The following is a 13,706-nucleotide window of genomic DNA, read 5'->3' as shown; positions in this document are numbered from 1 at the left end:
ACCGCCTCGGCCGGGCGGGCGTCGAGCGCGGCACCCGCGGCGGCGGGGTCCGAGGCCGCCTCGGCGGCATGGGCGGGGATGGCGGGGGGCTGGTTCAGCTCGCTCAACGGCATGAGCCGGGGGTATTCGGCGGCATCCGGCTCGGCGCAGGCGGCCAGCAGCGGCAGGGCGAGGCAACAGGCGAGCGGGCGCAGCATCGGGCAAGGATAGCGCCGGGGCGGCCGGTGCGGAAGCCCCGTGGGGGTAAGGTGGGGCGGCACGCCGTGCCGGTGTCGGGCGTCCCATTGCGCAGGGCGCCATCGTCGGTTTCGGATGTCGTCGCGCGGCGCGACCCGCCTCCGCCCCGCTTGCGCGTTCCAGCTCACCTCGCTGGACGAACGCAGGTGGCGAGCCGGGTCACCCCTCACAGGCGGTCCCCATCGTCCCGAAGGGCGACTGGCCCGCAGCCGGGCCCCGCGCTCCCACTTCCACCGCCCCCCACCCCCCGCCAGCCCCAAGCTTCCCCCACCCGCCGCTTTTCGCTACACCGCCGGGATGGCCCGCACCCAAGGCTCCCGCGCCGAGATCACCGGCCCGCTCGTCCGTCAGGCCGCGCGGCGGCTGTTTGCACGCCACGGCTACGGGGCGGTGACGATGCGCCAGATCGCCGCCGCCGTGGGGGTGCAGGCGGGCGCGCTCTACGCCTATACCCCCGACAAGCAGGCGCTGCTCGCGGACCTCTTGCGCGAGCATATGGAGCTGCTGCTCGCCGCCTGGGCCGACAGCCATGACCACAGCCCCGACCGCAGCGCGCTGGAACGGCTCGAGCGGTTCGTGCGCTTTCACATCGCCTATTCGCTCGACCACCCCGACGAGGTGTTCCTGAGCTACATGGAGTTGCGCAGCCTCACACCCGAGAACCACGCCGCCATCGCCGCGCTGCGCGGCCGCTACGAGGACGCGCTGACCGGCATCCTGCGGGCCGGGGCGGTGTCGGGCGAGATGCGGTTGGACGATCCGCGGCTGGCGGCGATGGCGCTGATCGCCATGCTGACCGGGGTGACGAACTGGTACCGCGAGGGCGGGCGTCTGGACCGCGCGGCGCTCGCCGACCATTACTGGAGGCTTGCCCGCGGGGCGGTCGGCGCGGGATGATGGGCCCGCATCCTCAGCCTTACCTGCACCAGCCCCAGCCCCCGACCTCGCCCCCGGCCCTGCGCCCGAGACCGCCCGAATGAGCCTGCCGCCCGGATTCCTCGACGACTTGCGCGCCCGCGTCCCGATCAGCCGGATCGTGGGCCGGCGGGTGACGTGGGACCTGCGCAAGTCGAACCAGGCCAAGGGGGACTGGTGGGCGCCCTGTCCGTTCCATTCGGAAAAGACCGCGTCCTTCCACGTCGATGACCAGAAGGGCTTCTATTACTGCTTCGGCTGCCACGCCAAGGGCGACGCGGTCGGGTTCCTGCGCGAGGCCGAGGGGATGGGGTTCCTCGACGCCGTGGCGGTGCTCGCGTCCGAGGCCGGTGTGCCGATGCCCGAGCGCTCGCCGCGCGAGCATGCGCAGACCGACCGCCGGGCCGAGCTGGTCGAAGTGATGGACCGCGCCCTGCGCTGGTTCCGCCTGCAGCTTCAGACCGGGGCGGGGGCGGCGGCGCGCGACTACCTCGCCGGGCGGGGGCTGGACGCGGGCACGCTCGACCGCTTCGAGATCGGCTTTGCCCCCGACCTGCGGCAGGGGCTGCTGCGGCACCTGACCGAGGCCGGCGTCCCCGAGGCGCAGGCGGTGGCGGCGGGGCTGGCAATCAAGCCCGACGACCGGAGCGCGGCCTATGACCGCTTCCGCGGCCGGATCATCTTTCCGATCCGCGACGCCCGCGGGCGCTGCATCTCGTTCGGCGGCCGGGCGATGGACCCGAATGCGCGGGCGAAATACCTCAACGGCCCAGAAACCGACCTCTTCGACAAGGGCCGCACGCTCTACAACCTCGGCCCCGCCCGCAGCGCCGTCGCCAAGGGCCAGCCGCTGGTGGTGGCCGAGGGCTACATGGACGTGATCGCGCTGGTCCGCGCCGGGATCGAGGGCGCGGTGGCGCCGCTCGGCACCGCCATCACCGAAGAGCAGCTGCGGCTGATGTGGCGCGTGTCGCCCGAGCCGGTGATCGCGCTCGACGGCGATGCGGCGGGGCTCAGGGCGGCGATGCGGCTCATCGACCTCGCGCTGCCGCTGACCGGGCCGGGGCAGGCGCTGCGCTTTGCCCTGCTGCCGCCGGGGCAGGATCCCGACGACCTGATCCGGGCCGGCGGACCCGCCGCCATGCGCGCGGTGATCGAGGCCGCGCAGCCGCTCGTCGACCTGCTCTGGCGGCGCGAGACCGAGGGGCGCAGCTTCGACAGCCCCGAGCGCAAGGCGGCGCTCGACCGGGCGCTGGCGGCGGCGGTGGCGCTGATCCCCGACCCGGCCACGCGCGAGCACACCACCGCCGAGATCAAGCGCAAGCGCTGGGCGCTCTTTGCCCCCGCCCGCAGCCCCGGCGGCCGCTTCCAGCGCCGCGGCGAGCCGCCGCCGCCGCTGCCGCAGACCCGCGCCTCGACCCTCGTGGCGGCGGATCCCGGCGAGGGGCTGATCGAGGCGATGGTGCTGGCGCTCTGCGCCGCCCGCCCCGACCTCGTGGCCGAGGTCGAGGCGCGGCTGGAACGGCTCGAGCCCCCGGACCCGGGCCGCGCGGCGCTGGTCCACGACCTGCTCGCCGGGGCCGCCAGCGCCGCCGGGCGCGCCGCCCTTGACGCGATCATGGCCGATCCCCATGTCCGCTCGGCCCCTGCCATCGCCCACCCGGCCGAACACCCCGACGCCGCGCGGGCGATGCTGCTGAACGCGCTCGACCGGATCGAGGCCCACCGCGCCGCCCGCGACGAGATCGCCCGCGCCGAGGCCGAGATGGAGGGGCTGGTGGACGAGGGGCTGACCTGGCGGGTGAGCCAGTCGGCCCGCGCGCGCCAGCAGGCCGACCACCCCGACCTCGGGGGCGACAGCGGGGTGATGGGCGACCAGCGCGCGCTCGAGGAACAATTCGCGGCGGTGCGCGCCCAGGCCGAGGCGCTGATGCGCAACCGCCGCCGCTGAACGCCCCGCCGCGGCGGGCACGAATCACAGGACCGAATCACCGCCGGGCCCGGCTTTGACCGGGCCCGGCGATTCGACTAGAACCGCCGGAAGGCCCGGCCTGATTCGGGCGCTGTTCCGAATCGCTCGCAAGAAGGACACGCCCGCATGGCCAAGGACGACGACGACAAGCCGGACGCCAAGGACGACGACCACTCGCTCGACATGAGCCAGGCGGCGGTCAAGCGCATGATCGCCGAGGCGCGCGAGCGCGGCTACATCACCTACGACCAGCTCAACACCGTCCTGCCGCCGGAACAGGTCTCGTCCGAGCAGATCGAGGACGTGATGTCGATGCTCTCGGAAATGGGCATCAACGTCATCGAGGACGAAGAGGCCGAAGAGGGCGAGCAGGGCGGCGCCGTGGTCCCCGCCTCGACCTCGCGCGAGGTCGCCGTCGCCACCACCGAGACCGAAAAGCTCGACCGCACCGACGACCCGGTGCGGATGTACCTGCGCGAGATGGGCTCGGTCGAGCTGCTGAGCCGCGAGGGCGAGATCGCCATCGCCAAGCGCATCGAGGCCGGCCGCAACACCATGATCGCCGGGCTCTGCGAGAGCCCGCTGACCTTCAAGGCCATCACCATGTGGCGGCAGGAGCTTCTGAACGAGGACATCCTGCTGCGCGACGTGATCGACCTCGAGACGACCTTCGGCCGCGCCATGGGCGACGAGGGCGAGGGCGACGCCGACCTGCCGGTGGACCTGCCGCTGGGCGAGACCGCGACCGAGACCGCCAAGCCCCAGTGGAGCGAGGGCGAGGTCGATGCCGACGGCAACCCGATGCGTCGCGACGACGCCGACGACGAGGACGACGAGGGCCAGAACCTGTCGCTCGCGGCGATGGAGGCGAGCCTCAAGCCGCGCGTCCTCGAGACGCTCGAGGCGATCGCGCGCGACTATGAGCAGCTGGCCGACATGCAGGACCAGCGGATGTCGGCGACGCTGAACGAGGACGAGAGCTTCTCGGCCCGCGACGAGGCCGCCTATCAGAAGCTGCGCTCCGAGATCGTCGGGCTGGTGAACGAGCTGCACCTGCACAACAACCGCATCGAGGCGCTGGTCGACCAGATCTACGGGATCAACCGCTCGATCGTGACCATCGACAGCGGCATGGTGAAGCTGGCCGACGCCGCCCGAATCAACCGGCGCGAGTTCATCGAGGCCTATCGCGGGTCCGAGCTGGACCCCGGCTGGATCGACCGGATGCGCGGCAACAAGGGCCGCGGCTGGCAGGCGCTGTTCGACAAGAACCTCGCCGGTGTCGAGAAGCTGCGCCACGACATGGCCCGCGTGGGCCAGCACGTCGGCGTGGACATCGAAGAGTTCCGCCGGATCGTGAACCAGGTCCAGCGCGGCGAGAAGGAGGCCCGCCAAGCCAAGAAGGAGATGGTCGAGGCGAACCTGCGCCTGGTCATCTCGATCGCCAAGAAATACACGAACCGCGGCCTGCAATTCCTTGATCTCATTCAGGAAGGCAACATCGGCCTGATGAAGGCCGTGGACAAGTTCGAGTATCGGCGCGGCTACAAGTTCTCGACCTACGCGACCTGGTGGATCCGGCAGGCGATCACCCGCTCGATCGCCGATCAGGCCCGCACGATCCGCATCCCGGTCCACATGATCGAGACGATCAACAAGCTGGTCCGCACCTCGCGGCAGATGCTGCACGAGATCGGCCGCGAGCCGACGCCCGAGGAGCTGGCCGAAAAGCTCCAGATGCCGCTGGAGAAGGTTCGCAAGGTGATGAAGATCGCCAAGGAGCCGATCAGCCTCGAGACCCCGATCGGGGACGAGGAGGACAGCCAGCTCGGCGATTTCATCGAGGACAAGAACGCCGTCCTGCCGCTCGACTCGGCCATTCAGGAGAACCTGAAGGAGACGACGACGCGGGTGCTGGCCAGCCTGACCCCGCGCGAAGAGCGGGTGCTGCGGATGCGCTTCGGCATCGGCATGAACACCGACCACACGCTGGAAGAGGTCGGCCAGCAGTTCAGCGTCACGCGCGAGCGCATCCGGCAGATCGAGGCCAAGGCGCTGCGGAAGCTCAAGCACCCGTCGCGGTCGCGCAAGCTGCGCTCGTTCCTCGATCAGTGAGGTCCGGGCGATGAGCGACGACTGGCTGGCGGCGGCCGAGGGCGTCTCGGACGGGGCGCGGGCGGCGTGGCGCGAGGTCGTCACCTGCCCGCTGCCCGAGGGCTTCTCGCGCGAGCTGACGAGCAAGGGGTTCATCGCCCACGACCTGCGCTTCCGGCGCGGCGAGGACTGGATGTTCTCGGCGGTGCTGAACGAGGGCTGGGTGCTCTGGTACGTCCGTCGCCCGGCGATCCGCGCGGGGCTGGTCGAGCCGCAGGCGATGCTGGCGCGCTTCCCCAACGCCCGCCTCAAGCCCGACGGAGAGCTGGCGCTGCGCCTGCACGACGGCGCGGCGGCGGCGGCGCTGACCGGCTGGTGCCTGCCGGTCTGACGCCGCGTTCCGCGCCACGACGCAGGGGAAGGCATCAAATGTTGAGCCCCTCGCCATCTTCTTTCGCTGGGCCGGATCGTCTATCGCTGATCCTTGCGGGATCTCTCCGCCATATCAGGAGGATCCCCCATGCCGATCAGCTTCGTGCTCTACCGCAGCGAAACCCGGATGCCGCCGAACAGCGAGGCCTCGCGCCAGCTGCTCGAGACCGCGCGGCGGGTCAATGCCGAGCTGGACCTCACCGGCTTCCTGCATCACGAGGACGGGTTCTTCTACCAGTGGCTCGAGGGGGCGGCCGAGCCGCTCGCCATGATCTGCGCCCGGATGGAGCGTGACCCGCGCCACACGAACCTGACCTATCTCTGGCGCGGCACGCAGGACCGGCGGCAGTTCGGGGGCTGGCGGATGGGCTATTCGACCTCGAGCGACAGTTCGCTGCTGACGTGGCTGGCCAACGACCCGGTCGCGCAGCGCGAAACCCGCGCCTACGCCAACACCATCCTGTCGTTCCTGCAGCACCGCAACGCCGGTCTCTGACAGACGCTTGCGATTCGGGACCGAATCGCGAACACTGTCGGCAAACGGCCGTGGGTGCTGAACCTGTGGCATGAGGGCAGGGGCGGTCGGCGGATGGACGACAGGACTGACGGGCAGGGCAGGGCATGACCCGGGCCGAGGCGTGGCTTGCCAGGGCGGGTGGCGGCTGGGCCGCGGCTTGGCTGGCGCTGGCGGCCGGTGCCCTCGTGCTCGCCGCGCTCTGGGCCATGGGGCAGGGGCGCGGCCGGCGGCGGGCCGAGGCGGTGTTGACGCAGGCCCGCATCGCCGCGGCGGCGGCCGAGGCGCGGGCCGCCGCGCAGGGCGCCCGGCTCTCCGAGCTGACCGAAGAGCGTGACAACCTCGCCGACGCCCTCCACCGCGCGCGGCAGGAGAGCGCGGCGCTGGAACGGGCGCTCGACGCGGCCCGGCTGACCGCCGCCCGCGACGCCGAGATCGCCGCGCACGAGGCGCAGACGCTGCGCGCGCTGCGCGCCGAGATGGCCGACCAGTTCCGCCTGATGGCCGACGAGAGCCTGCGCCGTCAGGGCGCCGACCTCGAACGCGCCCACGCCGAGCGGCTGGGCGCGCTGCTGACCCCGTTCCGCGAGCAGGTGGCGCGGTTCCAGGACGAGGTGCAGGCCGGTCAGCGCGCGGGCGAGGCCGCACAGGCGGCGCTGCGCACCCATATCGAGGGGCTGCACCAGCGCTCCGAGCAGATCGGCCGCGACGCGGTGGCGCTGACCCGCGCGCTCAGGGGCGACAAGCAGCGGCAGGGGGCGTGGGGCGAGATGATCCTCGCCCAGGTGCTCGACGCCGCAGGGCTGGTTTCGGGGCAGCACTACCGCACCCAGACCGGCACCACGGATGCCGAGGGGCGCCGCTGGCGGCCCGACGTCGTGGTGACGATGCCGGGCGGGCGGTCGCTGGTGATCGACGCGAAATGCTCGCTCAACGCCTATGCCGACGCGGCGGGGGCCGAGGACGACGCCACCCGCACCGCCGCCCTGCGCCGCCATGTCGCCGCGATCCGCGCCCATGTGGCCGAGCTCTCGTCCCGCGCGTACCAGTCGCTCGACGCCGAGGGGGTGGATTACGTCCTAATGTTCCTGCCGGTCGAGGGCGCCTTCGCCGAGGCGCTGCGGGTCGAGCCACGGCTGACCGCCGAGGCGCTCGAGCGGCGGGTCGGGATCGCCACCCCCTCGACGCTGATGCTGGCGCTGAAGACCGTCGAGCACCTCTGGACCGTCGAGCGGCGCGAGCGCGGTGCGGCCGAGATCGCCGCCCGCGCCGGGATGCTCTACGACAAGCTCGCGGGCGTGGTGGCGGCGCTGGACGAGGCGGGCGGCGCGCTTGACGCCGCTGCCCGCGCCCATGCGGCGGCGGTGGGGCGGCTCTCGCGCGGGCCGGGCAACGTCGTGCGGCAGGCCGAACTGCTGCGCGAACTCGGCGCGCGGACGACCCGGCGGATCGAGCTGGCGCATGACCGCGACGAGGGCGGGGCCGGGGCCGCCCGCGACCCGGAACTCGCCGCCGAGTAGGGAACCTCGCGCCCCCGCGCACATTGGGTCCTAGACACAGGAGGACCCATGACCGACACGACCCAGCCCGCGACCGCCCTGACCGACTTCCAGAAATCCGTGCTGATCGCGCTGGTGCGAAGCCGCCTGTCCGGCGACGGGCCGCATTATCTCACCTACGACGACCTCGCGCAGCAGCTCGGCAGCGCCGCGCAGCCGGTCGCGGGCGCGCTGACGGCGGTCGGGAACTGGCTGCGTGCCCACGCGCTGCCTGATCTGGGCAGCATCGTCATCTCGTCCGAGAATGCCGCGAAGCACGTGATGCTCCCCGCCGACGAGGCGCTTTCGTCCTATGGCGGCGAGGCCGGCGCGCGGGCCGAGGCCGACCGGGTGCGGGACTTCGAGTGGCAAGGCTGGCTCGACGCGTGACGCTGACCCTGATCGAGGTCCGCACGGCGGGGCCCGGCAGCCATGAGATCACCGGCCGGATCGGGGACTGGCTGACGGGGATCGGTGCCGCGGATGGCATTCTGACGGCTTTCGTGCGGCACACATCCTGTTCCCTGCTGGTGCAGGAGAACGCCGACCCCGACGTGCAGCGCGACCTGCTCGCCTGGGTCGATCGGCTGGTGCCGCCCGCCACCGACCCGGCGATGGCGTTCCTGACCCATACCCTCGAGGGGCCGGACGACATGCCTGCCCATCTCAAGGCTGCGCTCCTCCCGGTCAGCCTCTCGATCCCGGTCGAGCGCGGCCGGCTGCTGCTCGGGCGCTGGCAGGGGGTTTTCCTCGTCGAGCATCGCCACGCCCCGCACCGGCGCGAGGTCGCGCTCGCGTTCCAGCCGCTATAGCTTTCCCGCCACAGCGGGCAAAACCGCATCTTGTGGCCCGAATCAGGCGCTACCCAAAGCCTCGCGCTCATGTATAGTCGCGGCGTCTGGCAACGACCGAGGGTCCATCCATGCGCTGTCCGTTCTGCGGAAACGTCGATACGCAGGTCAAGGACTCGCGCCCGGCCGAGGATAACGTCGCCATCCGCCGCCGCCGCTTCTGCCCCGCCTGCGGCGGGCGCTTCACCACCTACGAACGGGTGCAGCTGCGCGATCTGGTGGTCATCAAGTCGAGCGGCCGGCGCGAGGATTTCGACCGCGACAAGCTGGCCCGCTCGATCCGCATCGCCATGCAGAAGCGCCCGGTCGAGGCCGAGCGGCTCGACCAGCTGATCTCGGGCATCGTCCGCCGCCTCGAGAGCATGGGCGAGACCGACATCTCCTCGAAGGTGATCGGCGAGATCGTGATGGAGACGCTGGCCCGCATCGACACCGTGGGCTACGTCCGTTTTGCCAGCGTCTACAAGAACTTCCAGGCCGCCGACGACTTTGACCGCTTCGTCAGCGAGCTGCGGCCGAACACCCCCGACGAGTGAGCGCGGCCCGTCACCTGCCGGACGGACGCGAAGGCCCGATGCGCGATCCGACCGACCTTGCCCACATGGACCACGCCCTGCGGCTGGCCGCGCGGGGGTTGGGCAACGTCTGGCCCAACCCCGCGGTCGGGTGCGTGATCGTCAACGCCGGCCGCGTCGTCGGCCGCGGCTGGACCCAGCCGGGCGGCCGTCCGCATGCCGAACGCATGGCGCTCGACCAGGCCGGGCCCGCGGCACGGGGCGCGACGGCCTATGTCACGCTCGAGCCCTGCGCCCATCACGGGCGCACCCCGCCCTGCGCCGAAGCGCTGGTGCAGGCCGGTGTCGCGCGGGTGGTGTCGAGCCTCACTGACCCCGATCCGCGGGTCGCCGGTCGCGGCCACGCCATCCTGCGCACGGCGGGCGTCGAGGTGGTCGAGGGGGGCCGGTTCGACGCCGCTGCGGCGCTGCAGCGCGGGTTCCTGACGCGGGTCACGCAGGGGCGGCCGATGGTGACGTTGAAGCTCGCTACTAGCTTCGACGGCCGCATCGCCACGGCGGCGGGCGAGAGCCGCTGGATCACCGGTCCGGCGGCGCGGCGCCATGTCCACTTGCTGCGGCTCACCCATGACGCGGTGATGGTGGGGGCGGGGACGGCGCGGGCCGACCGCCCGGCGCTGAACGTGCGCGGCTTCGGCGCGGTGCGCCAGCCGGTGCGGGTGGTGATCGCGGGCGCCCCGATCCCGGCGCTGCCGCCCGAGGATGACGCGCACGGCCCGCTGTGGGTGCTGCCCGCCCCGCTGCCCGAGGCGCTGGCCGAGTTGGGGCGGCGCGGGATCACGCGGGTGTTCTGCGAGGGCGGCGGGCAGCTCGCGGCGGCGCTGCTAACGGCGGGGCTGGTCGACGAGCTCGCGGGCTATACGGCGGGCGTCGTGCTGGGCGGCGACGGCCGGGCGGCGGTGGGGCCGCTGGGGCTCGGCGCGCTGGCCGACGCCCCGCGCTTCCGGCTGGTCGAGACCCGGGCGCTGGGCGGGGACGTCTTCCACCGCTGGGTCCGCGACCTCATGTGAGGCGGTCTTAACTGCGGATTCACCCGTCGCGGGCAGTCTCGGGCCATGACGCGATTCGCAGGGATAGGGTGGCTGGTCCGGGTCTGGCGCCGGGTGGTGGTGGTGGCTGCGCGGTTAGCGCCAGAGCCAGGTTTGCCCGGCCAGCGCCCCCTGCAGCTTGGCAAGCAACCGCAGCCGCCGGCTCTGCGGCGCCACGGCGTCGTCGGCCAGCCGGTCGAGCGCGACCTCGACCGGGCAGGGCAGGCCGCTGACCGGATCGCGGTAGCGTGGATAGGCGATCAGCGCCGCATGGACGAGCGTCGGCAGATCGACCCGCGCCCGCCGCCGCGCGGGCACCGGGCCGAGATCGCGGGTCAGCCCCCACCCGGCATAGAACGGCGCCCCCAGGGTGCTGACCGGCTTGCCGCGCAGCAGCGCCTCGAACCCCAGCGTCGAAGTGATGGTCCAGACCGCATCCACCGCGTCGATCAGCTCCGCCGCGGGCGCATGGGCTGCGGTTACATCGGCCAGCCCGGCGAGGTCCGCCGCCGCGGTGGCGCCGGGGCGTAGCCCGGCCTCGACATCCGGGTGCGGCTTCCAGACGATCAGCGCCTGCGGGTTCTCGGCGCGGACGCGGCGCAGCAGCGAGAGATTGGTGCGCTCAGCCCCCGCGCCCAGCCGGATCGAGGCGTCGTCCTCGACTTGCCCCGGCACGAGAATGCGCACGCGACCGTCACTTGGCAGCTCAGGCAGGGCGCCTGCGAGGTTGTACTTGGTGACCCCCGCCGCCCTCAGCCGGTCGATCAGCGCCGCGGCGCGGGCCGCCCCGCCGGGCGGCAGGGGGTCCGCGATCAGCCGTTCGAGCCGGCTTTCGCGGGTCGGGTCGTAGTAGATCCCGAGGTCGTCAGCGACCAGCGACAGCGGCGGCACGAGGGCCGCGCCGAGCCCGCGCGAGCGCAGGAAGCCGTCCTCGACGCGAGCGAGTGCCGCGCGGGAGTTGGGCGGGGCTGGCGGGATACCGGTTGGCGCAGTGCCGGTGCTGGTAGCGCGGGGATGGGAGACCTGTTCGATGGCGGGGGTAGTGACGGGTTCGCCCGGCTCAAGAAGCGGGACCGAGGGGTGCAGCAGGTCGTCCGCGGTCCCCCCCGTGCGCGGCACCCGCCGCAGATTTGGGCCGGGTGGATGTGGGGCATCAGCCTCAACCGCCCGCCTCGCCGACGACTGCTCCGCCGCCCGCGGCACGTGGGGCGATGGCGGCGGGGCATCCTGCCCCTCCCGCGCCACCTCAGCCGCCCGGTTGGCCCAGACCAGCGACACCCTGTCCGACGCCCGGCGGGTGAAGCGCACGCCCGCGCCTTCGCCGAACATCGCGGCGATGGCGGGGCGCTTCCAGAGCCGCATCCCGTAGGCCAGATGCCCGTCGCGGTCGAAGGCATAGGCGCGCGCCTCGGCCTCGATCTGCCGCAGCGCCCCCTCGAAATCCGTCAGCCGGTCGCGGCAGGGGTCGTACCAGACCGGCGCGAGCAGGTGGCTCGCGGCAAAGAGCGTCTCGACCGTCGCGCGGCCCTTGCGGCGGGGCAGCGGCGTCTCGTCGTCGCTCAACCCCCAGCCGGCGTAGAACGGCTGTCCGAAAAGCCGGGGCCGGTGACCGGCCAGCAGCGCCTCGTACCCCATCTGCGAACTGACGGCGTAGACAGCGCGGGCGTTGGCGACCAGCGCCCACGGGGACACGGGGCTCGCGTCGAGCGTCTCGCCCCCGCGCAAGTCGCACGCGCCGAGGTGGCCGGGACGGTGACCCGCCGCCGTCTCGGGGTGGCTGCGCACCACGACCCGGGCGCCGGGATGTTCGTCCCGCGCCGCGGTGAGCATCCGCAGGAACGTCTCGCGCCCCGCCCCCGTCAGCGAGGCGTCGCCGCGTGTCTGGTCGACCACGAGGACATAGCCCGGCGCCGGTGCCGGCGTGCCGGGGCGGTGGGCGTTGTACTTGGAAAGCCCCGCCGCCTGCAGGCGGGCGAGCGCCTCGCGTGCCTCGGCCGCGCGCGCCGCAGCCTCGGGGGAGGCGGCGAGCGTCTCGATCCGCGAGGGGGTGGCGGGGTCGAAATGCAGCCCCTCGGGGTCGATCAGCAGCCCGATGGGGCCGCGCCGCCCGATCCGCGAGCGGTCGCGGCCGGGCAGGACCGAGCGCAGGAACGCATCCTCGACCGTCACCACCGGGACGCCCGTCCGGGCCGCGAGCGCCCGTCCGCGCCAGGCGGTCGGGCTTGCCCCCCACACCCCCACGGCGTCGCCGGGGCCGGGGCGGCCCACGGCCAGTTGCCAGCCGGCTAGCGCGAGGATGCGGCGGACGCGGGGGCCGGTGAAGAACCCCGCGTTCAGAACGAAGAGACGCCGCGGCCGGGGGGCCGCGGCGCCGTCAGGGTCCGGTTCCGGCTCAGTTGGCAAGCGATTCGAGCGACCGCGCGCTGCCCGCCGCGCCGGTGATGGCGCCGAGGGTCTTCTGCCACTGCACATAGGGCGCCTCGGTCACATAGACCGTGTCGCCGTCGCGGATCATGAAGTCGCGGGCGAGGAACAACCCGTTCGGCCGCGTCAGGTCGAGCACATAGGCCATCCGCTGGTCGCCGTAGACGTCCTGGCCCAGCACCCGGCGGGCGACCGACATCGGCTCGTCGCGCAGGATGAAGACGCCGGTCGGGTCGGCCAGGTTGGTGCTGAGGCCGCCGACCATGGCGATCGCCTCCATCGCGCTGATCTCTTCGGACCCCAGCGGCACCTTGGTCTGGCCGCCGAGCGCGCCCATCGCGGTGAAGCTGCGCTGGTCCTCTTCGACCAGGATCACGTCGCCGGGGCGCAGCGCCACGTCGTAGCGCGGGTTGGCGTAGAGATCGCGCAGCCACACCTTGCCGGTGTTGCGGCCGCGCTTGACGGTGACGACGGCCACCTCGGCGTCGATGGTCACGCCGCCAGCGCGCGCCAGCATGGCCGAGAGGGTGCGGGTCGGCCGCTCGATCGGGAACACCCCCTGGCCGCCGACCTTGCCCATCACCGACACGGTTGCGCCGTCGCCCGCCACGCGGGTCACGGTCACCTGCGGGTCCGGCGTCTGCTGCTCGAGCCGCGAGGTGATGATCTGGCGCAGACGGTCGGGCGAGTTCCCCGCCGCCTTCACCCGCCCGGCGTAGGGCACGAAGATATAGCCGGCGCTGTCCACCTGCAGCTGCTGCAGGTTGGTGTTCGACTGCCCGAGCGAGGCGAGCAGCCCGTCGTCGACGTTTTCCCAGATCGTCAGGCCGAGCACGTCGCCCGGCCGGATCTCGTCGGCGCCGACCGAGGCGGCCGCGGTGAAGTCCGACCCGAACCCATAGGCCGGGGTGAAGTTCGCCGCCCGCGCCACGTGGTCGTTGACGTAGATGATGTGGGTGTTGCCGCCGCGTTCGACGGCGCCCTGGAAGATCTCGTTCTTGTTGGGGCCCGAGCGCGGCAGCCCGCAGCCCGCCAGCAGCGCCACCGAGACGAGCGCGGTGGCCAGCACGGTCAGGCGCCTGCGGGGCGCGCCGGCTCGAGGGGTAAAGCTCAGGTCAACCACGAA

12 protein-coding genes and 1 pseudogene are annotated in these 13,706 nt (G+C 72.8%); 10 read left to right on the top strand and 3 right to left on the bottom strand.

Annotated elements, in window-relative coordinates; genetic code table 11:
• A pseudogene (locus ACFHYO_RS04175) lies at positions 1-197 on the bottom strand (hypothetical protein); the annotation flags it as partial.
• Between the two features lie 337 nt (positions 198-534).
• On the opposite strand from ACFHYO_RS04175, the gene ACFHYO_RS04170 reads away from it, so the two are divergent.
• The 10 genes from ACFHYO_RS04170 to ribD all read left to right on the top strand — a co-directional run bounded on the left by ACFHYO_RS04170 (position 535) and on the right by ribD (position 10,138).
• Positions 535-1,134, top strand: a complete 600-nt coding sequence (locus ACFHYO_RS04170) for a TetR/AcrR family transcriptional regulator (protein ID WP_036708884.1) — start codon at positions 535-537, stop codon at positions 1,132-1,134.
• A gap of 79 nt (positions 1,135-1,213) precedes the next feature.
• A complete protein-coding gene (dnaG, locus tag ACFHYO_RS04165; protein ID WP_394318574.1) occupies positions 1,214-3,103 on the top strand; it encodes a DNA primase in 1,890 nt (629 codons plus the stop codon).
• Positions 3,104-3,250: 147 nt separating this feature from the next.
• Positions 3,251-5,239 (top strand): RNA polymerase sigma factor RpoD, encoded by a 1,989-nt coding sequence (rpoD, locus tag ACFHYO_RS04160; RefSeq protein ID WP_168782325.1) that lies wholly within the window; start codon positions 3,251-3,253, stop codon positions 5,237-5,239.
• A 10-nt stretch (positions 5,240-5,249) separates the two neighbouring features.
• Positions 5,250-5,609, top strand: a complete 360-nt coding sequence (locus tag ACFHYO_RS04155; protein WP_036735149.1) for a hypothetical protein — start codon at positions 5,250-5,252, stop codon at positions 5,607-5,609.
• A 129-nt stretch (positions 5,610-5,738) separates the two neighbouring features.
• Positions 5,739-6,146, top strand: coding sequence for a BLUF domain-containing protein (locus ACFHYO_RS04150; protein WP_052176524.1), 408 nt, complete (start codon positions 5,739-5,741; stop codon positions 6,144-6,146).
• Positions 6,147-6,271: 125 nt separating this feature from the next.
• Positions 6,272-7,684 (top strand): DNA recombination protein RmuC, encoded by a 1,413-nt coding sequence (locus tag ACFHYO_RS04145; protein ID WP_036735147.1) that lies wholly within the window; start codon positions 6,272-6,274, stop codon positions 7,682-7,684.
• 48 nt (positions 7,685-7,732) lie between these two features.
• Positions 7,733-8,092, top strand: a complete 360-nt coding sequence (locus ACFHYO_RS04140) for a hypothetical protein (protein ID WP_394318571.1) — start codon at positions 7,733-7,735, stop codon at positions 8,090-8,092.
• Entirely contained in the window at positions 8,089-8,514 is a 426-nt protein-coding gene (locus ACFHYO_RS04135; RefSeq protein ID WP_394318569.1) for a secondary thiamine-phosphate synthase enzyme YjbQ, read from the top strand. Before ACFHYO_RS04140 ends, ACFHYO_RS04135 begins: the two co-directional genes overlap by 4 nt.
• A gap of 110 nt (positions 8,515-8,624) precedes the next feature.
• Positions 8,625-9,089, top strand: a complete 465-nt coding sequence (gene nrdR / locus ACFHYO_RS04130; RefSeq protein ID WP_036703784.1) for a transcriptional regulator NrdR — start codon at positions 8,625-8,627, stop codon at positions 9,087-9,089.
• A 65-nt stretch (positions 9,090-9,154) separates the two neighbouring features.
• Complete coding sequence (gene ribD, locus ACFHYO_RS04125) at positions 9,155-10,138, top strand: bifunctional diaminohydroxyphosphoribosylaminopyrimidine deaminase/5-amino-6-(5-phosphoribosylamino)uracil reductase RibD (RefSeq protein WP_394318584.1); 984 nt, start codon at positions 9,155-9,157, stop codon at positions 10,136-10,138.
• Between the two features lie 114 nt (positions 10,139-10,252).
• On the opposite strand, the gene ACFHYO_RS04120 is transcribed toward ribD, so the two are convergent.
• Both ACFHYO_RS04120 and ACFHYO_RS04115 read right to left on the bottom strand, forming a co-directional pair.
• Positions 10,253-12,559 carry a capsule polysaccharide biogenesis protein gene (locus ACFHYO_RS04120; RefSeq protein ID WP_394318567.1) on the bottom strand — a complete coding sequence of 769 codons (2,307 nt, stop codon included), beginning with the start codon at positions 12,557-12,559 and terminating at the stop codon, positions 10,253-10,255.
• Complete coding sequence (locus ACFHYO_RS04115) at positions 12,549-13,703, bottom strand: polysaccharide biosynthesis/export family protein (protein ID WP_394318565.1); 1,155 nt, start codon at positions 13,701-13,703, stop codon at positions 12,549-12,551. The genes ACFHYO_RS04120 and ACFHYO_RS04115 overlap by 11 nt, the downstream gene beginning before the upstream one ends.
• Between the last annotated feature and the right edge of the window lie 3 nt (positions 13,704-13,706).

This window comes from Paracoccus panacisoli, assembly GCF_042435015.1.
Classification (GTDB): domain Bacteria; phylum Pseudomonadota; class Alphaproteobacteria; order Rhodobacterales; family Rhodobacteraceae; genus Paracoccus; species Paracoccus panacisoli.
Note: the sequence above shows the minus strand (reverse complement) of the source record. Positions and strands in the feature narration are given on the sequence as shown.